A 21,943-nucleotide genomic window follows, 5' to 3' on the forward strand; every position below is an offset into this window, starting at 1 on the left:
TTCCCCCGCCGGGGCGGGGGGGGGGGGGCTTTGGGCTGCAGGTCGGGGGTTCTGCCGCTCTCCCCTCCCACCCTGGGGGCGATGTACTGGTTGGTGTGGCAACTCAGTGTTCGCATCGGCCACGATAGCAAATCGTTGGTTTGCTGTAGGGAATGACCGTGTCGTGGGCTGCTGCTGGTTAGTGGGCGCGGTTGGGGCGGTGGCGGTCGATGTCGGGCCAGCGGCCGGGGATCAGTCCCTCGATGATGTCGCCGGGTTGGCTTGCGAGGGTGGCGGCGTGGGCGAGGATTGCCCAGAGCTGCGGGCCGGGGTGGCGGTGGTCATCGCGTTCCTGGGCGATGACTGCTTGTTGCCAGCTCATCCACTGGTGGGGTGCGCCGTGCAGCTCGGGGGTGAGTAGGGGATTACTGGCGGCGGCAGCTCGTCGAGCTGCTTTGCCGACCGCGGGATAGGTCCTGGTGAGGGTTCGTTCACGTCGGGGGTGGTGCTCGATGAGGGTGTCGAGGGTCCAGGCGAGTAGGTCGACGTCGAGGAGCATGCGGTGGCCGTAGCGGCGGCGGGTGTCGGCGGCGAGGTTCGCAGCGGTCCACAGGATGCCGGCGCGGGTTGCGGCGTAATCGGCGGGCACGACGGCGGGGCTGTAGGTGCCGGGTGTGCTGAGTGTGCTGAGTGTTGCGGTCATGATGCTGGCGTTCCTCGGGGTTGGAGATCGGTTGCGGCTCGGGGCTTTTGGTTGCCTGCCGAGCCGCAACCGAGGTACTGGATGGGTTGTGCTCAGATCGGAAAGACGTGGACGTTGACCTGGCGGGGTGCATCGATCCCGGCAAGTTCGGGGAGTCGGGCTGTGTGGAATCCGGCGGCACAGCGACCGACGAGGCGGAATCCGTGCTCGGTGGCACTCACGGGTGCGAGGTACCAGCTAGTTCCGCTCGGGCCGAGGAATCCGGGTACGTACTCGGTGACGGTGTCGCCGGTGGTGAGGCTGTGGGTGGTGACCTCGGTTGCCCAGGTGACCGAGACCAGGGCGAAGAGTGGGCCGTCGTGATCGGTGGCGGCTTCACCCGTGCCGACGGCGAGGGGTTCGACGGGAGTACCGGCGGCCGGGTGGCCAGGGAAGGCGTCGATGCGTCCAACGATGAGGGCGCGGGTGCCATCGCTGAGGTGGGCGACGATGGTGGTCAGTGCGGCGCGGCTGGTGGTCATGGTGTGGGCTCCTTGCCTGTGATGGGTGGTGGTCAGTAGTTGCGGGTCTCGTGGCGGCCGGCGGCACGGTCTTGGCGGTTGGCCTGGCGCTTGGCGGCGCGGATGGTCTGCGGGTTCTGGTGTGCGCGCGATGCGCGGGTGAACACGTCACGCTGGGTGCCGTTGCGGGTCTGGCGGGCCATCGGGGTTCCACCTGCGGGCGGCTGGTTTGTTTGACACCTGCCATCTCTGACTGGCGGGAGGTCGGTGCAAGGGGGGAAGCGACAAAGTCATCCGGGCCGTAGGCCTGAAACCCATGGGCGGATTAGTTTTTCGCGGCCCTTGTCTCCGTGCCGACCAGAAGTTGGAGGATGGAAGGGGGCAACAAACCCCGGCTTGTGCGGCGGCAGCCGCACAGCATTCGAGTCCGGCCCGTGGGCCGGTCCACGTAGGAACTGCCGGGCGCCAGCTCGGCATGACAGGGCTGTTCGGCGTAGCCGATCCGCTGCGCCGGCGGTTACCGTTGCGGGTATGTGAACCGCCCCGGGTTTGTCGGAGGCTCTCCATCCTTCACAGGTTCGAGAGCCTCCGACAAACCCGGGGCGGTTCACTCGCTCAAGCGGCGATCAGCACCACTGACACCGAATCAGTGACGGTTCCGGGGCCCTGTGTCCACGGGCTTGTGTCGCGACGTTTCTGAAGGTTACGGCCGCACTGGATGGGGCTCTCGACCGTTTAGTCGGCGGAGGTGTGCGACTGGTCAGTTTGGCCGTTCTGCCAGGCCCACACGACGATCTCGACGCGAGTGACCACCATCCGTACCTGTTAACTCGAAGTACGCTGCCTTCACTGAATGTTCACCCGCAAATGGCACGTATCGGACCGCACCAGGCGATATCGTTTAGCGTCAACAAGCACCGCCGAACACGTGGCTCCCCCCTGCCGCGTATTCGGCGGAGGCGGTCCCAGCATCTCCTCGACGGAGTCACAACCGACGGCGAGCTCAAACCGGACTCCCGGGATCGGGTGCTGGCGGAACTGCGCGGGCACTTCCGTCCCGAGTTCCTCAACAGGGTCGACGACATCGTGTTGTTCACCCCGCTCACGCTGCCCCAGATCGAGCACATCGTCGAACTGCAGCTCACCGATCTCCGGAACAGGTTGTCGGAGCGCCAGATACACCTGGAGATCACGCCGGAAGCACGCCGGCTCATCGCCGAACACGGTTTCGACCCGGTCTACGGTGCGCGACCGCTACGGCGGTACATCGCCCACGAGGTCGAGACCAAGATCGGTCGTGCGCTGTTGCGAGGCGAAATCGAACCGGGCGGCACCATCAGTGTCACGGTGGACGGCGACGAGCTCGCCGTCACGTATGCGGAACCCGCTGTCGCGCCGTAGTAATCTCGCCAGGTGGATCGCGTCGCGCACATCGGTCTTGACCCGGTCACCGACCGGACGCTGTAGCTTGCTCGGCGCCACCACCTCGCACCGGATACCCGCCGCCGTCAGGTCGCGGTACAGACCGAACCCGGTCGGACCGGCTTCGTAGGCCACCGCAACCGGACCCGGCAACGTCGCCAGCCATGATCTGACGTGCTCAAATGAGGGCGTCAGCCTCGCCTGATGCAGCTCACTTGTTTGGCCGTCAACCGCCGCCGCCACGATCGATCGTGCGTGCACATCGAGTCCTACACTCGTACGCTCTGTAAACACCGGGGCCTCCCACAAATGTCGGATAGGCCGGGCAGGCGCCTCCTGCTCGGTAACCCACGAGTCTTTGTGCGTGAGGCTCCGGCCCGCAACCCCCAACACATCGTCGGGAGCTACCCATACCGTCTAGCCAAGAATCCCGAACACTAGACATCCAACCGCGGCCGCGACCGACCCCGCATCCCGGGCGCGCACATTGAGGTGCGCACGTCTCGACAGCCAGCGTCTCAACTCAGTACCGGATCAGGTCTCGAGCGGCGAAGTCGAGCTCGTGGTCGCGCCATCCGCGGTGGCGGTGGGCTGGTCATACACGCTGTGCAGCATCGCTTTTACCGCCGGCCACATGGACTTGGGGCACACTGCCATGAGGTTGGCGGCGTAGTGGGTGCGGCAGCGCTGCCATACCGCGCCGGGCAGGTTCGCTGCGATCGCCTCGATGAGCCCGGCATGAGCATCGGAGGTCACCAAGCGCACCCCGCCCAGGTCGCGGGCCACCAGGTCGGCGAAGAAGGTGTTCCGCGATGCCTTGGTCTCACTGGTGGCCGCCTGCATGCCCAACACCTCGCGGTCGATGGCTTGCGGATGGAGGGCTTCGCACTAATTGTGCCGGTGGCCTCTGACAGGTGTCAGTGGTCGATGTAGAGGCGTGCTGCATGCTGCTTGGCAGTGTCGCGGTGTCCTTCAGCGGCGCGGAGCGCATCGCGGAGAGATGCCAGTGCTTCGGTGATGCCGGCGATGGCTTCGGCGGGAGTGGTGGGCGCCCCAAGGGTGTCGGTGGTGAGGTCGTCGCGTTGGGCGAGGTCGCGGTAGCTGCGCTCGATGTCGAGGACCTGGCGTTGCAGGGCGTTGATGGGGTCGTAGAGCGCGTCGATGGCGTGGTCGAGTGTCCGGCCGGAGTCGTTCACGATGCTCCTCATGGTGTCAGGGACGTGTTGTGGCGCTGTGGGTTAGGTTAGGTGCGGTAGGCGTGGGCTCGGTGGTCGATCTTGACGATGACGATGGTGTGGTTGGGATCGTCGATGCGCAGCAGGATGCGGTAGTCGCCGCGGCGTGCGCTGTGAAGGCCTTCGAGGTCGTCGCGTAGCGGTTTGCTGAGGCGGTGCGGGTTGCCGGCGAGGGGCCCGGAGATGAACTCGATGACAGCGTGGACGATCCGGGATGGAAGGCGTTGCAGATCGCGGCGTGCGGGAGATGCGACCTCGACGCGGTACTCATCGGCCGAGTCCGTGGGGTTGTCGCTCACTGGGGCGGCATGCCGTGTTCGGCGCGCAGGTCCTCAAGGGAAACGGTTTGGCCGGCGGCGTACTCGACGTCGGCAGCCGCGACAGCTTCGCGGATGCCGGCGCGTGAGAGCCAGTAGATCGTTTCGTGCAGCGATTCGAGGTCGTCAGCCGACATGAGCACCGCGGCAGGTTTGCCGTGTTTGGTGATCGTGATGATGTCGTGCGTGCTCTCGGCGCTGTCGATGAGCGCGGAGAGCTTGTCCTTGGCTTCGCCGAGAGGCACTGTCGTCATGCATTCAGTCTAGCCGCTAGACTGGCCAGAAACTAGCCCTATATTTAGCCGATAATAGTAATTATGACATTTCGGGCCTGGATGGCGGAGTTCGCGTAGACTGTCAACGAGCTAGTCGCATGGCTCCTCCCCGAGTTGCACACGAACACCACACGGTTCCGCAGCGCGCAAGGGCAAGGTCTTCACAGATCCGGCGGACGTTGACCACCTTCACTTTCAGTGTCGGTATGTGTGGGTGCCGATACGGCAAGGTGAACGGACTTACGGTCATGGCTAGCACCAATCACAGGAAGCGTGCGCGCAGTTACCAACGGGCGCACGGCGTTCATATACTGTCGCCCTGCGAGCAGTCACAGCAGGCGACGGGTGGTCCAACGGAATCACCCCTTGGCTCCGACAATCCCAGAAGCCCTTCAACTGCTATTGGTGCGGCAGCGTAGAAGCGATCCTCTCCTGGGGCGACATCGGCGAAGACACCGAGCGCATCGAGTTTTACTGCCAGAATCCTGATTGTAATGCCCGCGAGGTAGACGTTCTCGTCGTTGACGACGGAACTGATACGACCCGCCGCCGGGCGGACGCTAAGGCGCTCCAACGCTTCCCGGGCGAAGTTCTCGCCGACCCGGTGCTGATCAACGACGACGAGCAACTGGGGTGGATGGTCCGTACGAGCCCACTCCCCTCGGCGCGCACGAGCGGTCAAGTCCAGTGCCTCTTCTGTGGGAAGCAAACCTGCGACGTCGACCCCGCCGGCGACTCTGACATCGGGCGTCTGACCCTGTACTGCCGGAATCCCCGATGCGCCGCCGACACGGCGATCGCTCTAGTCGGCCGAGACGGGACTCCAGCCACGCAAAACCGCGAGGACGTCACAGCGCTGCGCGAGATCGACAATCCCCCGCCACCCCCCTCCGCCGACGGGGCACCACGCATTCGACCAGTTGGTCACCGAACAGACGGTGTACTCGATCGCCGGCGAGGTTGAGGCCGTGCGTCAGCAGAAGGACGGGCGCAGCGTGCCCCGGCAACCCCTCTCCGGTCCGACCCACAAAGATCCCTACATATGGGGGCAAGGATTGCTCTCAAACAGAAAAACCGAAAGAATGCCCAGGTGAATGAGGGTATGCAGAAGGCCGAGTACGTCGCACTCGGCTGCGAGCGCGTTATGGGGCTCTTCCGAATTGACGGTGCGTAGAACGGGTTCTCGCGGGCACAAGATGTGGGTGAGCAAGGTCGCGGGGTGTGGGCGGTGAGTCTGGGGATGTAGGCGGGTCCTGTGGTGTGAGGATGACAGTTCCTACACAATCACTCACACACCGACAGGACCCACGTTGCAGGGTAGCGCTATTGCCGACACGATTTGCCGCACCATCGAGCTCGGGGTGACGATCACCGATGCCGCCCTTGACGGCGAGGACCGCACCCACGTGTTCTGCCAGGTCTTGGCCCCGAACAATAGGTGTGCCGGGTGCGGGCAGCCGGGCCGGCTGCGTGATCATGTTGACCGTGAGGTTGCTGATCTGCCGATCGTGGGGCACCCGACGCGGCTGCATATCGCGGTGCCACGCTACGTGTGCGCCAATCCCGACTGTGCCGCCACGATCTTTCGTGCCGACATCTCGACGATCGTGGCGCCACGGGCCCAGGTCACCCGCCGGACGACGACCTGGATTCTGCGGGCGATGATCTGCGACAAGATGTCGGTGACGGCGGCCCGGCTCTGCCATTCATCGACCGCGTCGCAAACCTCGTCGCAGATCTTGGAGATCGTCTCATGCGACAGATCGGTGCCCACCGTGGCGGCCAGATGATGTTGGATGTCGCGTAACGTCATGCCTCCGGCGTACAGCGAGATGATGATGTCATCGAGGCCGCCGAGCCGACGCGATCCCTTCGGCACCAGACGTGGGGTGAAGGTGCCGTCACGGTCACGAGGGACCTTCAGCTCGACCGGCCCCGCCTCAGACGCCACCGTTTTCGGGGTTGATCCGTTGCGGGCGTTGGGCAGTTCCCGGCCTGCCGGGTCGCCCTTCTCGTAGCCGAGGTGATCGGTCAGCTCGGCCTTCAAACCGCGTTCGAGGGCGAGTTTGATCAAGCCCGGAATCAAGCCACCGTCCCCGGTGACCTGCACCTGACCCGAATCGATCTGGGCCAACAACTCATCGACCATGCCCGAGGCCTGCAACGCTTCGGCCACCTCCGCAGTCGAACGCGGCTCTGCGAGCTCAGGCAGCTGCGGGTGGTCGTCGTTGTCCTGCTGCTTGTCGTCTAACGCCATGCTCATAAATCTTCCTCTCACTAATGAGCACTGGACTTACACAGACCATCTGACACCCCCGCGTTGACATAGCACCTCGACGCGCACGAAGACCAGTCAGAACTCTCTGCCGGAGGCGCGTTCGCCCAACGGCAGGCGCTCTGAGGCCCTTCTCGGGTAGCGCGGATCGCGTCCCCCTGATTGCTGTCAGCTTGTAGTGCGGACCGCCGCGCATTTCAGAAGGATGGTGGCGTGCCGACGAAGAGGAAGACGGCGGTCTCATCGGTGTCGTTGAACCATTGATGCTGCACGCTCGCCGAGTAGTAGACGGTGTCGCCGGAGCGAAGCACGACACTCTGCCCACCAATGTTGAGGCGGACCTCGCCCATCACGACGTAAACGAATTCTTCCCCGGCGTGACTTGTTGCTGCCTCGGCGGAGCTATGCGGCTCGGCAGTCACTTCGTTGCAATCCATAAGTCGCGTTCCGCCCACGCAGAACCGGACCACGGCGTCGGGCCCGAGGTTGTAGCGTCGCGCTTCCCCGTTCCGGACCACTTTCACAGGTATGCGGTTGCTCTGTTCGAGCAGATCATGGGCTGTAGTTCCCAGTGTCTGAGCGATCCTGTGCAAGTTGATCACGCTTGGGGTTGTGTTGCCGTTCTCTACTTGGCTGAGGAACGGCTGCGAAAGATCAGTGCTGGTTGCAAGTGCCGACAGGGTCAATCCCGCGCTCTTGCGAGCGGCTCGAATCGATGAGCCCAGGGATCGCGCAAGTATTGCCTGATCGTCGTCATCCACACACGCAAGGTAGCAGTCTCCGAGCTGTCTGAACCACGGCAGATCGCGGACAGGTAACGCAACGGCAACCTCAGAAACACCAACGAAACTATATTGATAGAGAGAATGAAATATTCGTGTGGAGAATAGTCCAGGTAAGCATCTGCGTCCCTATTGGAGTATCCCATGCCCGCTCTCACAGCGCCGCAGTCCCCGCCGGGCGCCAATCCTGTCGACCTCCGCCCACCAATCTCACAGCTCGTGATGTTCGGTATCCAGCACGTCCTGATCATGTACGCCGGATGCGTCAGCGTTCCGCTGATATTCGGCGCAGCAGTCGGACTCGACGCCACCGATATCGGGATCCTGATCTCAGCAGACTTGCTCGTCTCGGGAGCCATAACTGTCGTTCAGAGTCTCGGTATCGGCAGAGTCATCGGTGTCCGCTTGCCGGTCATCTGCGGAGGCACATTCACTGCGCTGACACCAATGATCCTCATCGCTCACGAGTACGGGATGCCAGCGGTCTACGGCTCCATGATCCTCGGCGGCATTATCGGAGTTCCGCTTGCCTGGGCTTTCGCCAGGCTTCTGCGATTCTTCCCCGCGTTAGTTACGGGTGCTGTACTCACCGTTGTCGGACTCTCGCTGATCGGCGTCGCCGGCAACCTCATTGTTGGAGACGACTCTAAAGCAGCGGACTACGCCTCACCTGGGAAAATCAGCCTCGCAGTTGTCGTCATCGTGATAGCCGTCGCGGTACTTTGCCTAGGCCGTGGTATGTGGCGCCAACTGGCCATACTGATTGCGCTCATTGCCGGTACTGCGATTGCTCTACCTCTTGGGCTCTACAACCTTGATGCTGTGCGCTCCAGCTCGTGGTTCGGAATTCCTCAACCATTCCATTTCGGGGCCCCCCAGTTTCCGCTCACTGCCGTGGTTTCAATGACCATCGTGATGGTTGTCGTATTCGCTGAGTCAACCGCCAGCATTCTGGCCCTCAGTGAGATTACTGGAAAGTCGATCAGTCGTGGCGATCTCGCGCGTGGACTCACTGGTGATGCCGTCTCGGGCGTGATTGGCGGCATCTTCAATGCATTCACAGATACCGTTTACACCAACAATGTTGGTGCCGTGGCGACTACGCGGATGTTCAGCCGCTACGTCACTGCCTTCAGCGGGCTTATCCTCATCGCTCTCGGAATGGTGCCGAAGCTGGGAGCCTTCGTAGCAGGACTACCGGGTCCCGTCATTGGCGGGGTCGGATTGATCATGTTCGCCGTCGTGGCGATAGTGGGCATCAACACTCTCCGCCATATCGATCTGGGTGATCCTATCAATATGACTATAGCCTCGGTCACTGTCGGTGTCGGTATGTTGCCCACCTTCGTACCAGGAATATTCGGAAAGTTCCCGAACACAATTCAAATTGTTCTCGGCAGCGGCATCACCCTCGCTGCCATCACTGCATTCACACTGAACCTCATTCTCAACCACACAGCACTCGGCGACAGCGCACGCAGGGCAATGTCCAACATCAGCGCAGACGCACGCGCAACCACAACCGACGGAGAGAATCAACATGCTAACCCCTGACACCAACGATCATTTTGAAGTCCCGATCGTCGACATCACCGCCTACACCACAAACGGCACGCCTGAAGCCAAAGCTGAAGTGGCAAATCAGCTCGACCAAGCCTGCTCGACTGTAGGTTTCATCCAGGTTCTCGGACACGGAATCCCCAACGAAGCGATCGACGGGTTGCGGAATGCAGTAGACGCCTTCTTCGCCCTGCCGATCGATGAAAAACGAACCTACCGAGTCGATGGCAACAGGGGATACACGCCGCCTAAAAGTGAATCGCTGAGACTGAGCCTCGGCCTAGAATCAGCAACCCGAATGAACGACTTCTTCGAGGCCTTCAACGTCGGTGCCGAGGCCAGATCATTTCCGGAACTCAACCTGTCCGAAGACGATTACGGCATCAACGTTTGGCCGACCTTGGGTAGCTTCAGATCCAATGTAGAGGCGTACTACGCGCACGCATCCCGAGTCGCCCGCACCCTGACCACAGTCTTCGCCGATGCGCTTGGCTTGCCCAGCGACTACTTCGAGTTCCTCACCGACCATTCTGTCGACGTTCTCCGAATGAACAACTACGCACTGCCCGAAGGCACTGTCAACCTGGACGGTGACCTAACCGGCATGGGCGAACACACAGATTTTGGCCTCGTCACAGTCCTCTGGGCCGATCAAGTGCCCGGTTTGCAGGTACTTGACGGAACTGGAAACTGGCACGATGTTCAGCCCATGGATGACGCACTTCTGATCAACTTGGGCGACCTCACCGCACGCTTGACCAATGACCGCTGGATGTCGACGCTGCACCGCGTGAAGCCGCCGATCGTCGACGGAACGATCAAGCGTCGACGCTCGGTTGCGTTCTTCCACGACGGCAACATCGATGCCACCATTGTCACTCTGCCCAGTCATCTCGAAGCAGACAACGGGCTTGCCTACGAGCCGATCCTCGTGCGTGACCACATTAAAGCCAAACTTGCCGGTTCTCAGCAAGGAAAAGCCAACACCGCTGCAGTTCGCGAAGCATCGCGCGTCCTCGCCGCAGTAAGCAAGGCGGATCGCTCCTAAAAACCGCATTGATGCAGAAACGGCACTCACTCACCACACTCCTACTCTCCAAAAAATCGAGGAACCTCCACATGAACGCACCGCTCATACCACTCGTTGATCTGAATTCCTGGCAAACCGGTGACGCCGAGACTCGGCGCTCGGTCGCCGCAGAGGTCGACCAGGCGCTCCAGCAGTCCGGATTCTTGCTCCTGGCCAATCACGGAGTCGCACCCACGCTGGGAACCGAGCTGCGTGCTGCTGCCAAAAAGTTCTTCGCCCTTCCGGCCTCAGTAAAAGCGCAGTATGTGACTTCAGTCGGCGGCCGCGGGTGGCTGCCGAGTGGCAAGGAAGCCAATTCCTTCGACGGCGAGGACCCGGACTCCAACAAGCCCGACATGAAAGAGAGTTACACCATCGGGCGCGATTACCTTACTGGTGACCCCGCCCTCGACAAGTATTGGTTCCGGCCCAACGTGTGGCCAACGGAAGTCCCCGAACTCCAACAGTGCGCTACCCGCTACATGACTGAAATGTACCGACTGTACGACGACCTGCTTCGCATCTGCGGTGAAGCGCTCGACCTTGGTGCAGAGTGGTTCATCGAACGCACCTCCAGTGGAACCCGAACCCTCAACATCAACCGCTACCCCTCGCTTGAGGAGGCCGGTGCGCCGAAGGAAGGGCAGTTCCGCGTCGGCCCACACACTGACTGGAGCATTTTCACCCTCCTCGACCGCCAAGTAGGCTACGGCGGCTTCCAAGTCGAGAGCAATGGAGAGTGGTTCGACGCGCCCTTTGTCGAAGGAGCACTCGTGATCAACATCGGTGACCTAATGGCCCGCTGGACGGGCGACCGCTGGCGCTCGACCCGCCATCGGGTCTTGCCGCCACAAGACCAAGCACCAAAGGAAGAACTCATCTCGCTGATCCAGTTCTGCGACGCCAACGTTGACGCCGTCGTAGAGCCGATGCCCGCACCCGTCGGAGTCAACACAGACCTGCCCGCGATCGAGGCCGGCGAGTATCTCCGTCGGCGTGCTCAAGCCGCGACGGTCAGCTGATCAAGTACCCACTGCTCTCTATACCCGACCGAATCTCGCCTTCGTTCAGGTCAAACCGCTTGTGCGCGGCCGCCAACGCGGGAGCGCCCGTCAGCTAGGAGACTCATGACTACACAGAACATATCCCTGTCTTTTGTCAGCATCATCTGCAGCGACTTCATCTCGCAAGCATCGTTCTATGGGACCGTATTTTCTCTGCCAGAAATCGAAGAACTCGCGTCAGAGCACTTTCGAGCGTTGCGCGTAGGCGGCACTACTCTTGGGTTTCACACTCCGGGGGCACTCGAACTTCTCAGTCTGCCTCCGGAGACGATCATCGGTGACAGCTCGGCCTCATTCTGGACGTTTGAAACCGCTGACGAAGCGGCAGTGGACACGCTCGTAGCTGACGCGTTGACCGCTGGTGCCACGCTAGTCAAAGCACCGTATCTGACCTACTACGGTGCGCGGCAGGCAGTTCTGCGTGATCCAGAAGGAAACGTGTTTCGGATCAATAGGAGCGGTGTCCAATAGTTCCGGTGCGAGCCGAGGGGTTAAATGTCGCCGCGAGTACTACCCGCCATTCACGCTGAGTTCGTGTTGCAAACGACGCAGTTGTTATACCCCAGGGAGGGCTAATCCGACTCGCCGCAGGCCGAATAGGGGTCACGGTAGTAATGGCGCAAAAAACAACGAAGTTCGCGTAGTGCCTGGTCAGCGGGTAGACGGACGCTCTTGTTGGTGGCCGCTATCGGTGGCTGCGGTCGGGGCCGATGAGGCTGGTGATGCCGCGCATGGCTGCCGGTGAGGGTTTGAAGTAGCGGCGTAGGTTCTCGGGTTTGCGGTGGCGGGACTTGGCCATCAGCTCCACCAGGCTGGCACCGGCCTCGCCGAGATGCGTCAGGCCGGAATGCCGAAGTTCGTGCAGATCCCAACCGGTGCCGGGCCCATTCGTCGCGGTGGCGGCATCCAGCACGGCGCGGGCCTGGCCGTAGGACAGCCGGGCCAGCCCGGTGTCGGGGCAGATGTCCCGGTCGGCGGCGGCCTTTCCGGGGCCCGGTCGGCGGTGGGTGACGAACAGCGGTCCGCGGGTGCGGCCCTTGGTGAGGCGTGGCAGGAGCCGGGCGGTGCCCGCGTCCCAGTACACGAGCTCGTGCGCGTACTCGTGGTAGGTGGCACCGCGGCGGCGGGTGCGGGGCTTGGCGCCCTTGGACTTCACCGGGCAACACCGCCCGGCCAGATCGAGGTCCTCGATGTTGACCTGGAGCAGTTCCTCGGTGCGGGCGCAGGTTTCGTAGAGCATCCGCCACAGCGTCTTCTCCCGGAGGTCGATGTCGCGGCGGGCGATGAGCCGGTCGATCGCGGTGCGCGAGTGCACCGGGGTGGTGGAGTCCGGTGGAGTGGAGCGTTTCACCCAGGCCGGGACCGCCGGGGCGGTGTGGCCGTGCTCGCGGCACCACGCCAGCCACGACGCGACCGCGGCGCGGCGGGCGTTCCAGGTGTTGACTGCTGAGGAGCCCCACAGGGTTTCGAGGGTTTCACCGATCTCATCGTCGGCGACGTCGGCCAGCCGCCGGGTCTCGCCGAGCGTGGCGGTGGTCTTGTCGACGGCGATGCCGTAGGCGCGGCGGGTGTTCGGGGAGCCGATCGAGTCGAGGAAGCTGTCGCCGGCGGCGCGGACGGTGATCCCGGACGGCACGGTGGTACCTCCCTCACTGGGCTTGCCGCAGATAACAGGTCCGCGTCGCGCACCGCCGGAGCGGAGTCGGCGCAGGCCGGATGTCATGATGCTACAGATAACAGGGTGTTATCCGTGGCAGTCGGAAAATGGCCTCACCCGAGTACCGGGCGATGCTCATGGGGTGTCTATGCGCCGATTTCGCGGTGGACGCCGCCGGCGGCGGTGTTGACCGCTTCGGCGAGGGTGGGGTGGATGTGGATGGCTTGGGCGAGTTGGGTGTAGGTGGCGCCGGTGGTCATGGCGATGACGGCCTCGTGAACGAGGTTCCCGCCGTCGGGTCCGGCGATGTGGCAGCCGAGGATACGGTCGGTGGCGGCGTCGGCGACGAATTTGACCAGGCCGCGGGTGTTGCCGATGGCGCGGGCTTTCACGACGCCGGTGAAGTCCTGGCGCCCGACGACGACGTCGTAGCCGGCGGCGCGGGCGGCAGGTTCGGTGAGCCCGACGGCGCCGACTTCGGGGTCGGTGAACACCGCGTGCGGCACGATGCGCCCGGTTGTGGTGCGGTCCTGGCTTCGGAATATGGTGCGGTAGACGATGTCGGCGTCGTCGCGGGCGGTGTGGGTGAACATGGGCCCGCCGCGCAGATCGCCGAGCGCCCAAACATTTTCGGCGTCGGTGCGCAGGGAGGCGTCGACGGTGAGGAAGCCCTGTGGGTCGGGTTCGAGACCGAGGTACTCGAGGCCGAGATTGTCGCTGTTGGGGGTGCGTCCTGTCGCGATCAGCAGGTGGCTGCCGGTGATGTCGTCGGCTTCGCTGCCGGTGCAGCCGAGCCGGATGTTCCCGGTGGTGCCGGTGGCCGCGGTGCAGGTGGTGCCGGTGAGCACGGTGATGCCGTCGGCGGTCATGCCCTCTCTGACGGCGGCGGAGATGTCGGGGTCCTCGCCGGGCAGCAGCCGGTCGGCGCGTTGGATGAGGGTGACCTCGGAGCCGAATCGCCGGAACATTTGGGCGAACTCGCAGCCGACGTAGCCTCCGCCGACGACGAGCAGATGTGAGGGCAGGTCGGTGAGGTCCAGCAGGGTGCGGGAAGTGAAGTAGGGGACGGTGTCGAGGCCGTCGATGGCGGGGATGGTGCTGCGGGTGCCGGTGACCAGCAAGATCCGGTCGGCGGTCAGGTCGGTGCCGTCGACGGTGAGTGTGCGGGGTGCGGTGAAATGTCCTGTGGCGTGGTAGAAGTCGAGGTCCGTTGATTTCTCGACGGTGCGGTAGGAGCCCGCGCGGATGGAGTCGACGATGGTGTTCTTGCGGTCGACCACGGCGGCCAAATCGACGGTGACCGGTCCGGGTAGGCGGACCCCGAATTCGGCGGCGCGGCGCGCCTGGTGCGCCACGGCGGCGGAGGCGATCATGGTCTTGGTGGGGATGCAGCCGCGGTTGAGGCAGGTCCCGCCGAGCAGTTCTTTCTCCACGAACGCGACGCGGCCGTGCCGGGCCGCGCGCAGCGCGAGCGGCAGGCCGGCCATGCCGCCGCCGAGTACCAGGGTGTCGTAGCGTTCGCTCATGTGCTCGGTGCCTTTCCTCGATCGAATCGCTCTGGAAGGGGTACGGCAGTCGACCGGTCGGCGCGGTCAGCGCGCGTGTTTCTCCTCGATTGTGGCGGGTGCGGGGGCGCAGCAGTCGTTGTCGGGGGTGGCGTCGCGGTGTCGGGCCTGGGTGTTGCGGGCAACGACGGTGGCGGCAAGCGTGGCGGCCACGGCCGCCACGGCGAGAATGATGACCGTGCCGGTGTGGTTTTGAATCCAGATGCTCACCGCGGCGGACCAGGCGGTGGAGCCCATCGCGGCACCACCGGTACTGCCGATAGCGGCGGGCCACCAATACCAGACGAGGTAGGCGCCGGTAGCGACGAGCACGACGGCGGTGATGCGGGTGCCGTGGCGGGCGAGCACCGCGAGGTAGCGGGTGGCAGCGGTGCCCGCCGCGGCGGTGGCGAGGCTGACCAGCAGCAAGACCGTCGCGGCCCCGGCGGCGTAGACGGCGAACACCACCAGCAGCGCTGCCCATCCGGCGGTGGCCTGGGCTTGGGCGATCACGGCGAGCACCACCCCGAAGGTGCACGACAGCGACGCGGCCGCATAGCCGGCACCGGCGGCCACCATACCGGTGGTGGTCATCGATGCGCGGGGCGGGCGCTGAGCGCGGCGGGGCAGGCGCAGGCCAAGGCCACGGCCGGTGAGCATGACCAGCCCGAGCACCGCCAGCGCCGCGCCGACGGCCAGGCCGAGGCGGGGGGCCGCGGCGATGAGCGCGCGGGCGCCGGCGCTGACGGCCAGGCCCGCCGCGGCGAGGGTGCCCGCGAATCCGAGGGTGAGCGCGGTCCCGGCGCGCAGGGCGCGCGCCATGCGGACCGGGAACGCGTCGGTGGTGGTGTCGCCGAGGGTGTGGGTGATCCAGGCGGGCAGCAGCGCGAATCCGCACGGGTTGACCGGGGCGAGCATCCCGGCGGTGAACGCCAGCGCCAGCAGTCCGCCCATCACGCCGCTCCCGCGTCGCGCAGTGCGGTGGTGATCTGGTCGGCGGACGGGTCGGTGGCGCGGTAGGTGACCTTGCCCGCCGGATCGACCACGACCAGCGTCGAGAGCGACGCCACCGAGAGTCGTGTGGTGAGGGTGGCGCCGGTGTCGATCACGGCGGGCAGCGCCTGGGTGCCGGTGAAGTCCTGGAACCCGGCCACCGTCTGCGCGGATTCACCCGGATCGATCCGGGTCGGGGCGGACAACACCCCGTGGCCTTACGGGCGCGGCGCCGCAGGGTGTAGCCGACGGCGGCGGCCACGACCAGCACGCCTGCGGCAAGCAGCCACGGGCTGGTCAAGACACCGCCGAGACCGGCGAGCACGCCGCCGGCGATCAGGGCGGGACCGGCGCAGCAGGCGACCATCACCAGCACGCCACCGGCCACTGCGAGCAGACCACCGAACCCGCCCGAGTCGTTGTCGGGTGTGTTCATCGCCTTGTTGTCGGGTGTGTTCATCGCCGCCCACTACCGTCCGCGGCGGGGATGCGCGGGCAGCAGCCCAGCGCGGCGGAGTTGTCGGCCGCCAGCGACCGCGCCAGCATCACCAGGTCAGCTACCCGCGGATCACCCACGGAGTACCGCAGTTTCTTCCCGTCGCGGCGCGCGAGGACATACCCGCAGTCGGCCAGGCAGGACAGGTGTACCGACACCCGGGGCTGCGAGATGCCGGCGTGTTCGACGCAGTCGGCGGAGGTGCGCTCCCCGGCGAGGATGAATTCGAGGAGCTTGAGCCGGGTCGGATCCGACAGGGCGCGAAAAAACTTCGCCGTCGTATCCAGATGCGTACACGCCGACTCGGCACCGGGCACGGTGACAGTGGCGGTGGTGGACCGGGCCATGGGATCGCCTCCACGAGACTTGAACTATTCGGATAAGCGCATAATATGGTTCCGGTAGATATTCGTCAACACGAATAGCAGCCGTTGTCGGTTCAGCGGTTGCCCGACCAGGAGGCACCCTCGTGACCTTGACAGATTCCCGCGCCGATCTGGCGATCATCGGTTCCGGCTCGGCGGCGTTCGCCGCCGCCATCGCCGCGGTCAACCTCGGCAAACGGGTGGTGATGGTGGAGCGCGGGACGGTCGGGGGCACGTGCGTGAACGTCGGGTGTGTGCCCTCGAAGGCGCTGCTGGCCGCCGCCGAGGCCCGCCACGCCGCCGAGGCGGCGGGCCGGTTCCCCGGGCTCACCCCCGCCGAGGTGCCGCTGGATTTCCCCGCCCTGATCGCGGGCAAGGACGCGCTGGTCGGGCAGCTGCAGGCGGAGAAGTATGTCGACCTGGCCGCCGACTACGGGTGGGAGATCGTCTCCGGCACCGCGGTGTTCGACGGCAGCGCCGAGGCACCCGTGCTGCGGGTCGCGCGCGCCGAGGGCGGTGTACGGGTGATCGAGGCCGACCAGTATCTGATCGCCACCGGTGCCGCGCCCTGGGCTCCGCCGATCGACGGCCTCGTTGAGGCCGGGTATCTGACCTCGACCACCGCCATGGACCTCCAGCAGCTGCCGGAGTCGCTGATCGTGGTGGGTGCGGGCTATGTGGGGCTCGAGCAGGCCCAGCTGTTCGCCCGCCTGGGCAGCAAGGTCACGGTGATCGCGCGTAGCCGGCTGACCTCGGGTGAGGAACCGGAAATCTCGGCCGCGCTCGAGGCCGTCTTCGCCCACGAGCGCATCGACGTGCTCACCACCGCCACCGTCGAGAAGGTCCTCGCCGACGACGGGCACAAGGTGGTGACCGTGCGCACCGGCGGCGGCGCCAGCACCGAGCTGCGGGCCGAGCAGGTGCTGATGGCCACCGGCCGCCGCCCCAACACCGCCGGGCTGGGCCTGGATGCGGTCGGCGTCGCCGTCGACGAGCGGGGCGCGGTCGTGGTCGACGACCGCCAGCGCAGCAGCAATCCGCGCATCTGGGCGGCCGGGGACGTGGCCGGGGATCCGCAGTTCGTGTACGTGGCCGCCGCGCAGGGCACCCTGGTCGCCGACAACGCCCTGGCCGGTGCCGATCGCGTCCTGGACTACACCACGGTGCCGCGCGTGACGTTCACCAGCCCCGCGATCGCCTCGGTCGGACTGACCGACGCGCAAGCCGCCGCGGCCGGGCTGGCCTGCCAGTGCCGGGTGCTGGGGTTGTCGAGCGTGCCGCGGGCGCTGGTCAACCGGGACACCCGCGGCCTGGTCAAGATCGTCGCCGAAGCCGGCACCGGCCGGATCATGGGCGTGCACGCCCTCAGCGACGGCGCCGGGGACCTGATCACCGCCGCCACCTATGCGATGACCGCGGGTCTGACCGTCGACCGGCTCGCCCACACCTGGGCGCCGTACCTGACCATGGCCGAAGCGCTGAAACTGACCGCGCAGACTTTCACCACCGACGTCACCAAACTGTCCTGCTGCGCAGGCTGACGCCGTCGGACGGGAGGCAGTGATGAACGGACACATGACGATCGGGGACCTCTCGGCCCGCACCGGGGTGCCGGTGAAGGCGCTGCGCGAGTACACCGACCTCGGCCTGATCTACACCCTGGGCCGCAGCCCGGCCGGCTACCGCCTCTACACCGACGACGCGGAGTGGTGCGTGCGGTTCATCGGCGAGCTGCGCGGCCTCGGGCTCACCATCGCCGAGATCTGCCAGCTCACCTCCACCGACCGTGACGACCACGGCCGTTCGGTCGGCGCCCATCTCGCCGAGCTGCTGCAGCGGTCGCGGCAGCGGCTGCGCCAGCGCATCGCCGATGCCGAGCAGATCCTCGACCGCATCGACGCCTTCGAAACCGCACACCGTGCGCATCTGGCCACCGACGACCTGTGCTGGGCCGGTGACCCGTGCGGATGCGAGCTACGGGCTTGACCCTCACCCCGGGGACAGACCCTACCGTCGGCACCGTCACTGTCCGATCGCCCTCGAGGAGTCCGATCCCATGAGTACCGACAACCTCACTGCCGACGTTTTCGCCAAGATCCTGCCCGCCGGCCGGGACCGGGCGCTGATGCGCGCCGCGCTGCGGCTGCTCGCCCACGGCACCCCGGTCACCGTCACCGAACTCGCCGCCGCCGCGGGAGTGCCCGACCTCGACCCCGCGCAGACGCCGATCGGCGCCGACGTCGAATACGACGAGGCCGGCCGGATCGTCGGCTGGGGCCTGACCCTCAACCCGACCCCGCACCGGTTCAGCGTCGGTGGCCACCAGCTCTACACCTGGTGTGCCCCCGACACCCTCATCTTCCCCGCCGTCATCGGCGCACCCGCCTGCATCGAATCCGACTGCCCGATCACGGGCACCACCGTGCGCCTGACCATCGACCCCGTCACCGGGGTCAGCGACCTGGAACCGGCCACCGCGATGGTGGCCTTCGTCGACCCCGACCGGATCCAGCCCGGTCACCTCCGCGCCACCTGCTGCAACCCGCAGATGTTCCTCGCCACCTCCGACGCCGCCCACCACTGGCAGGCGAAATTCCCAGGCATGACGGTGCTGCCGGTCACCGACGCCTACCACCAGCTCGCCCGCCCCCTCGCCGACGCGATCACCGACCCGACCACGACCACCGGAACCAGCGCCTGCTGCTAGATCGCGCCGCCGCCGATCCGGGCCGGCGCTGCGGGTCAGAACAGGGTGTCCCGCACGCGCAGCGGCCGGTACCCGGTGGGGCCGAGCTGGGCGAGTTCGGCGTCGATGTCGACCTCGATGGCGCCGAAGAAGTTGATGTTCTCGCTGTGGGCCGGGGAGATGTGCGTCAGCACCTCGTCGTCGATGCGCCGCCCGGCCCGCCGCATCTGTTCGGTCGCCAGCCCGTAATACTCTGTGGTCCAGGCGATGACGGCGTTGGTCGCCAACGTGAGGCACCATGCCTGTTCGGTCTGTCCCTCCAGGTGCCTCGCGCGCACGGCGCCTTCGTGCGCGTAGAGCAGGTCGCGGCGGAGCGCGTGCAGGGATTCGCCCTTGTTGAGCTGTCGGGAGATCTTGCGCCGATAGCCCGGGTCGGACAGGTACCGGGCGGCGTAGATCGTGCGCCGCAGCGCCCCGTATTCCTTGAGCGCCGCCGCGAGGGCGTTCTGCCGGCCCGACGCGGAGAGCTTGCCGACCAGCAGCGACGCGGTGGCGTGCCCGAACTTCAGCGACCCGCTCAGCCGGAGCAGGTCGTCGTAGTGCTCGGCGATGAGATCCAGATTCAGCTTGCGGGTCAGCAGCGGCCCGGCGTGCGGGAACGCGGACTCCACCTGGGCCCGAGGCGCCGCCCGATACAGGGTGATCCGGCCCAGGTCCCGGATGCGGGGCGAGAGCTGCAATCCGAGCAGGTCGAACAGCCCGAAGTTCACGAGGGTGACGCCGTGCGTGTCGGTCGCATGCTCGGTGATCGGCAGATCCGTTGCATTGCCGAGGATTTCGTCCAGCACGTAGTGAGCTTCGCGTCTCGTCGCGACGATGACCTTGGTGCCGTAGGTGGCGTGCTGATCGGTGACATGGGTATACGTGCTCAGTCCTTCGTTCGCGAAATAGCGGCTCAACGCTCTGGCGGTGACCGATTTGCCGCGGGTCGGGAACCGTTGCCCATCACTCGACGACAGGGTGCCGGCGCCGAAGACCGGGGTCAGCGGCAGCCTTTGGTGGTAGTCGATGATCGTCAGGTTCGCCGCCCGCAGCGTCTCCTCCCGCACATACCATTCGCTGGTCCAGGCCAGGATGTCGTAGGAGAGGCCCGACGCCTCGGCCATTCGGGTCAGCCCGAGGTTGGTGGAGTAGGCCCGCAGGACGGCGATGAGGTTGCGTTTCAGCTCCGGGCTGCGGGCCTGTTTGCCGCCGGCGTGGGTGAAGCAGTCCAGGTAGCCGGTGCGTTTGTCCAGCTCGATCAGCAGCGACACGATCGGCGCGAACGGCAGCATCTCCGTCAGCTCGGCCTTGAGCGCCGTCGCCTCCGCGGGCACATCCTCCGCCGACAGCGGTGAGATCACCAGGTCACCGGCCTCATCGAGACGGACCGGCCCGTCGCCGCCGGCGAGCACCTTCTCCAACTCGCCCATAGCGGCGTCGAGCTCGTCGGTGGCGGTCGCCAGCGCGCGAGCGGGATCAGCGGACTTGCCGACCAGGCGGCAGAACTCGTCACGCTGCGGCTCCCACGCCTGCGGGGTCAGCAGGTACGCGGCCGGGTCGGCGTAGCGGCGCGACCCCGGCACGAACACATCCCCGCTGCGCAACCCGTCACGCAGCCCCAGCAGCACGCACAGCTCCCAGTAGTGCCGATAGGCGGTGGTGTTACCGGCTTTGCGGGCCTCGTCGAGGTAGCCGCGCCACTTCGTCGGCACGAACCCGGTCGGCGCGTCGTCGGGCACCTTGCGAGCCTATGGGCCTGGCGTGCGGAGATCCTGGCCTACTTCGACACCGGCGCCTCCAACGGGCCCGTGGAAGCCATCAACGGTCGCCTGGAACACTTACGCGGTATCGCGCTCGGATTCCGCAACCTCGGCCACTACATCTTGCGGTCACTCATCCACTCCGGCGGCCTGGCACAACACCTCGATGCACTCTGAATCCGGAAGAGCCCGTTATGGAAACCCTCACCAGCGAGTACGCCGTGCTGCACTCTGAACTCGAAGCACGGCTGGCCGAAAAGTACCACTACCAGCAGGTTGAGGTCATCCAGCCTCACATCCTCACCGTGGCACTGCGGGAACTCGCCGCCGCCGGGCACATCACATTTTCACGTTCGACGACCACGAACACCGCTCAAATCATCACCACGATCGAGCCGGCAGCCACCCACAAAATCAAGACACGGGTCAGCAAGGCCTCCGCGTCGAAGCGCAAACTCTATGGTCGGTACCTCAGCTGGAATCACGCAACGCAGCGGTTCCCCTCCGGTCGGCTCGGGCCCGCCGGGAGATATTGTCAAGACCTGTGGATGAGCGGTTTTCAGGCGGCCTCCTGGGTGCCTGAGGTGGCGTCGGGTTCGACGAGTTTGCCTTTCTCGAAGGTGGCGCCATCACGGACCAGTTTCACCAGATGTGGTGCGTTGACCGCCCGCCATTTCGACTGCGCGGCCTCGATCAGTTTGTAGGCCATCGCGATGCCGGCCGCGCGGGATCCGGGGCCTTTGGTGACTTTGGTCCGTAGCCGCACGGTCGCGAACGTCGACTCGATCGGATTGGTGGTCCGCAGATGAATCCAATGCTCAGCGGGATACCGATAGAACTCCAGGAGCACGTCGGTGTCGTCGACGATCTTGGCCACGGCTTTCGGATACTTGGCACCGTAGGTCTTCTCGAATGCAGCGATGGCTTGACGGGCATGCTGTTCGTTTTCGGCGTTGTAGATTTCCTGCATCGCTTTGATAGCGTTGGGGTGTGCCGATTTCGGCAGTGCCGCAAGCACATTGGCTTGCTTATGAAACCAGCAGCGTTGTTCCCGGCTCTCGGGGAACACCTCGCGGACCCCGGCCCAGAACCCGAGCGCGCCCGGCCCCCCCCCCCCGGGGGGGGGCCGGCATGCCCCTCTGTTTAAGCAAGCCCCCACACAACGCCGCCCCACTCGCGGGTAACCGGTGGCCGCAACCCGCGCGCGAAAAAACGGACG

General features: G+C 65.4%; 22 protein-coding genes and 7 pseudogenes. 10 read left to right on the forward strand and 19 right to left on the reverse strand.

What is annotated here, in order from left to right:
* Window positions 1–178 precede the first annotated feature (178 nt).
* The 3 genes from A5766_RS17095 to A5766_RS24730 form a co-directional block, all read right to left on the reverse strand.
* Window positions 179–682 carry a hypothetical protein gene (locus A5766_RS17095; RefSeq protein WP_064905657.1) on the reverse strand — a complete coding sequence of 168 codons (504 nt, stop codon included), beginning with the start codon at window positions 680–682 and terminating at the stop codon, window positions 179–181.
* Between the two features lie 92 nt (window positions 683–774).
* On the reverse strand, window positions 775–1,203 hold the full coding sequence (locus A5766_RS17100) for a hypothetical protein (protein ID WP_005203474.1): 429 nt from the start codon (window positions 1,201–1,203) through the stop codon (window positions 775–777).
* Between the two features lie 32 nt (window positions 1,204–1,235).
* Window positions 1,236–1,385 (reverse strand): hypothetical protein, encoded by a 150-nt coding sequence (locus tag A5766_RS24730; protein WP_168431401.1) that lies wholly within the window; start codon window positions 1,383–1,385, stop codon window positions 1,236–1,238.
* Window positions 1,386–2,145: 760 nt separating this feature from the next.
* Here A5766_RS24730 and A5766_RS17105 point away from each other — a divergent pair.
* Window positions 2,146–2,583: pseudogene (locus A5766_RS17105) on the forward strand (type VI secretion system ATPase TssH); the annotation flags it as partial.
* On the opposite strand, the pseudogene A5766_RS24015 reads toward A5766_RS17105, so the two are convergent.
* The 6 genes and pseudogenes from A5766_RS24015 to A5766_RS17130 form a co-directional block, all read right to left on the reverse strand.
* Window positions 2,572–2,898 (reverse strand): annotated as a pseudogene (locus A5766_RS24015) (IS110 family transposase); the annotation flags it as partial. The pseudogenes A5766_RS17105 and A5766_RS24015 sit on opposite strands and share 12 nt — an antisense overlap.
* A 282-nt stretch (window positions 2,899–3,180) precedes the next feature.
* Window positions 3,181–3,462 (reverse strand): annotated as a pseudogene (locus A5766_RS17110) (transposase); the annotation flags it as partial.
* A 59-nt stretch (window positions 3,463–3,521) separates the two neighbouring features.
* On the reverse strand, window positions 3,522–3,800 hold the full coding sequence (locus tag A5766_RS17115) for a hypothetical protein (RefSeq protein WP_005203791.1): 279 nt from the start codon (window positions 3,798–3,800) through the stop codon (window positions 3,522–3,524).
* A 47-nt stretch (window positions 3,801–3,847) separates the two neighbouring features.
* The gene (locus A5766_RS17120) at window positions 3,848–4,138 is read right to left on the reverse strand and encodes a type II toxin-antitoxin system RelE family toxin (protein ID WP_005203789.1); all 291 of its coding nucleotides are present in this window, start codon (window positions 4,136–4,138) and stop codon (window positions 3,848–3,850) included.
* On the reverse strand, window positions 4,135–4,410 hold the full coding sequence (locus A5766_RS17125; protein ID WP_005203787.1) for a type II toxin-antitoxin system Phd/YefM family antitoxin: 276 nt from the start codon (window positions 4,408–4,410) through the stop codon (window positions 4,135–4,137). Before A5766_RS17125 ends, A5766_RS17120 begins: the two co-directional genes overlap by 4 nt.
* Before the next feature lie 325 nt (window positions 4,411–4,735).
* Window positions 4,736–5,059 carry a hypothetical protein gene (locus A5766_RS17130; RefSeq protein ID WP_141630807.1) on the reverse strand — a complete coding sequence of 108 codons (324 nt, stop codon included), beginning with the start codon at window positions 5,057–5,059 and terminating at the stop codon, window positions 4,736–4,738.
* Between the two features lie 682 nt (window positions 5,060–5,741).
* Here A5766_RS17130 and A5766_RS25545 point away from each other — a divergent pair.
* A pseudogene (locus tag A5766_RS25545) lies at window positions 5,742–6,122 on the forward strand (transposase family protein); the annotation flags it as partial.
* Here A5766_RS25545 and A5766_RS17135 read toward each other — a convergent pair.
* Window positions 6,065–6,694: pseudogene (locus A5766_RS17135) on the reverse strand (transposase); the annotation flags it as partial. The pseudogenes A5766_RS25545 and A5766_RS17135 overlap by 58 nt on opposite strands.
* Before the next feature lie 209 nt (window positions 6,695–6,903).
* Window positions 6,904–7,467 (reverse strand): helix-turn-helix domain-containing protein, encoded by a 564-nt coding sequence (locus A5766_RS17140; protein ID WP_039855792.1) that lies wholly within the window; start codon window positions 7,465–7,467, stop codon window positions 6,904–6,906.
* Between the two features lie 165 nt (window positions 7,468–7,632).
* Here A5766_RS17140 and A5766_RS17145 point away from each other — a divergent pair, with 165 nt between their 5' ends.
* From A5766_RS17145 to A5766_RS17160, 4 genes are all read left to right on the forward strand, one after another.
* Window positions 7,633–9,042, forward strand: a complete 1,410-nt coding sequence (locus A5766_RS17145) for a uracil-xanthine permease family protein (protein WP_005206414.1) — start codon at window positions 7,633–7,635, stop codon at window positions 9,040–9,042.
* The gene (locus tag A5766_RS17150; RefSeq protein WP_064905661.1) at window positions 9,029–10,096 is read left to right on the forward strand and encodes an isopenicillin N synthase family dioxygenase; all 1,068 of its coding nucleotides are present in this window, start codon (window positions 9,029–9,031) and stop codon (window positions 10,094–10,096) included. The genes A5766_RS17145 and A5766_RS17150 overlap by 14 nt, the downstream gene beginning before the upstream one ends.
* An 11-nt stretch (window positions 10,097–10,107) precedes the next feature.
* On the forward strand, window positions 10,108–11,139 hold the full coding sequence (locus tag A5766_RS17155) for an isopenicillin N synthase family dioxygenase (protein WP_082965557.1): 1,032 nt from the start codon (window positions 10,108–10,110) through the stop codon (window positions 11,137–11,139).
* Between the two features lie 105 nt (window positions 11,140–11,244).
* On the forward strand, window positions 11,245–11,652 hold the full coding sequence (locus tag A5766_RS17160; protein WP_005206417.1) for a VOC family protein: 408 nt from the start codon (window positions 11,245–11,247) through the stop codon (window positions 11,650–11,652).
* Between the two features lie 214 nt (window positions 11,653–11,866).
* On the opposite strand, the gene A5766_RS17165 is transcribed toward A5766_RS17160, so the two are convergent.
* From A5766_RS17165 to A5766_RS17190, 6 genes are all read right to left on the reverse strand, one after another.
* Window positions 11,867–12,817: a tyrosine-type recombinase/integrase gene (locus A5766_RS17165; RefSeq protein WP_005195278.1), complete on the reverse strand. Its 951-nt coding sequence runs from the start codon at window positions 12,815–12,817 to the stop codon at window positions 11,867–11,869.
* Between the two features lie 167 nt (window positions 12,818–12,984).
* Entirely contained in the window at window positions 12,985–14,364 is a 1,380-nt protein-coding gene (locus A5766_RS17170; protein ID WP_005206419.1) for a dihydrolipoyl dehydrogenase family protein, read from the reverse strand.
* Window positions 14,365–14,430: 66 nt separating this feature from the next.
* The gene (locus A5766_RS17175; protein WP_064905665.1) at window positions 14,431–15,336 is read right to left on the reverse strand and encodes a cytochrome c biogenesis CcdA family protein; all 906 of its coding nucleotides are present in this window, start codon (window positions 15,334–15,336) and stop codon (window positions 14,431–14,433) included.
* A complete protein-coding gene (locus tag A5766_RS17180) occupies window positions 15,336–15,491 on the reverse strand; it encodes a hypothetical protein (protein WP_231894695.1) in 156 nt (51 codons plus the stop codon). The genes A5766_RS17175 and A5766_RS17180 overlap by 1 nt, the downstream gene beginning before the upstream one ends.
* Window positions 15,488–15,835, reverse strand: coding sequence for a hypothetical protein (locus A5766_RS17185; protein WP_064905667.1), 348 nt, complete (start codon window positions 15,833–15,835; stop codon window positions 15,488–15,490). The genes A5766_RS17180 and A5766_RS17185 overlap by 4 nt, the downstream gene beginning before the upstream one ends.
* A complete protein-coding gene (locus tag A5766_RS17190) occupies window positions 15,832–16,218 on the reverse strand; it encodes an ArsR/SmtB family transcription factor (protein ID WP_004018626.1) in 387 nt (128 codons plus the stop codon). The genes A5766_RS17185 and A5766_RS17190 overlap by 4 nt, the downstream gene beginning before the upstream one ends.
* A 122-nt stretch (window positions 16,219–16,340) precedes the next feature.
* Here A5766_RS17190 and merA point away from each other — a divergent pair, with 122 nt between their 5' ends.
* From merA to merB, 3 genes are all read left to right on the forward strand, one after another.
* Entirely contained in the window at window positions 16,341–17,777 is a 1,437-nt protein-coding gene (gene merA / locus A5766_RS17195) for a mercury(II) reductase (protein ID WP_004018625.1), read from the forward strand.
* 34 nt (window positions 17,778–17,811) lie between these two features.
* Complete coding sequence (locus A5766_RS17200; RefSeq protein WP_004018624.1) at window positions 17,812–18,222, forward strand: MerR family transcriptional regulator; 411 nt, start codon at window positions 17,812–17,814, stop codon at window positions 18,220–18,222.
* 70 nt (window positions 18,223–18,292) lie between these two features.
* Window positions 18,293–18,943: an organomercurial lyase MerB gene (merB, locus tag A5766_RS17205; RefSeq protein ID WP_004018623.1), complete on the forward strand. Its 651-nt coding sequence runs from the start codon at window positions 18,293–18,295 to the stop codon at window positions 18,941–18,943.
* A 35-nt stretch (window positions 18,944–18,978) separates the two neighbouring features.
* On the opposite strand, the pseudogene A5766_RS17210 reads toward merB, so the two are convergent.
* Window positions 18,979–20,709, reverse strand: a pseudogene (locus A5766_RS17210) (Tn3 family transposase); the annotation flags it as partial.
* Between the two features lie 15 nt (window positions 20,710–20,724).
* Between A5766_RS17210 and A5766_RS24480 the strand changes: the two are divergent.
* Window positions 20,725–20,901: pseudogene (locus A5766_RS24480) on the forward strand (transposase); the annotation flags it as partial.
* Between the two features lie 382 nt (window positions 20,902–21,283).
* Here A5766_RS24480 and A5766_RS17220 read toward each other — a convergent pair.
* On the reverse strand, window positions 21,284–21,943 hold a 660-nt coding region (locus A5766_RS17220; protein WP_231894697.1), incomplete at its 5' end, for a transposase.

This window comes from Gordonia sp. 852002-51296_SCH5728562-b (genome assembly GCF_001665475.1).
Lineage (GTDB): Bacteria > Actinomycetota > Actinomycetes > Mycobacteriales > Mycobacteriaceae > Gordonia > Gordonia sputi.

What these genes read in the sequence shown, in the direction of transcription:
- A5766_RS17095 (WP_064905657.1), bottom strand. Translation starts at nt 682, where the DNA reads ATGACCGCAACACTCAGCACACTCAGCACACCCGGCACCTACAGCCCC.
- merB (WP_004018623.1), top strand. Translation starts at nt 18,293, where the DNA reads ATGAGTACCGACAACCTCACTGCCGACGTTTTCGCCAAGATCCTGCCC.
- A5766_RS17170 (WP_005206419.1), bottom strand. Translation starts at nt 14,364, where the DNA reads ATGAGCGAACGCTACGACACCCTGGTACTCGGCGGCGGCATGGCCGGC.
- A5766_RS17175 (WP_064905665.1), bottom strand. Translation starts at nt 15,336, where the DNA reads ATGGGCGGACTGCTGGCGCTGGCGTTCACCGCCGGGATGCTCGCCCCG.
- A5766_RS17200 (WP_004018624.1), top strand. Translation starts at nt 17,812, where the DNA reads ATGACGATCGGGGACCTCTCGGCCCGCACCGGGGTGCCGGTGAAGGCG.
- A5766_RS17125 (WP_005203787.1), bottom strand. Translation starts at nt 4,410, where the DNA reads ATGACGACAGTGCCTCTCGGCGAAGCCAAGGACAAGCTCTCCGCGCTC.
- A5766_RS17185 (WP_064905667.1), bottom strand. Translation starts at nt 15,835, where the DNA reads ATGAACACACCCGACAACAAGGCGATGAACACACCCGACAACGACTCG.
- A5766_RS24730 (WP_168431401.1), bottom strand. Translation starts at nt 1,385, where the DNA reads ATGGCCCGCCAGACCCGCAACGGCACCCAGCGTGACGTGTTCACCCGC.
- A5766_RS17145 (WP_005206414.1), top strand. Translation starts at nt 7,633, where the DNA reads ATGCCCGCTCTCACAGCGCCGCAGTCCCCGCCGGGCGCCAATCCTGTC.
- A5766_RS17190 (WP_004018626.1), bottom strand. Translation starts at nt 16,218, where the DNA reads ATGGCCCGGTCCACCACCGCCACTGTCACCGTGCCCGGTGCCGAGTCG.
- A5766_RS17150 (WP_064905661.1), top strand. Translation starts at nt 9,029, where the DNA reads ATGCTAACCCCTGACACCAACGATCATTTTGAAGTCCCGATCGTCGAC.
- A5766_RS17100 (WP_005203474.1), bottom strand. Translation starts at nt 1,203, where the DNA reads ATGACCACCAGCCGCGCCGCACTGACCACCATCGTCGCCCACCTCAGC.
- A5766_RS17155 (WP_082965557.1), top strand. Translation starts at nt 10,108, where the DNA reads ATGCAGAAACGGCACTCACTCACCACACTCCTACTCTCCAAAAAATCG.
- A5766_RS17160 (WP_005206417.1), top strand. Translation starts at nt 11,245, where the DNA reads ATGACTACACAGAACATATCCCTGTCTTTTGTCAGCATCATCTGCAGC.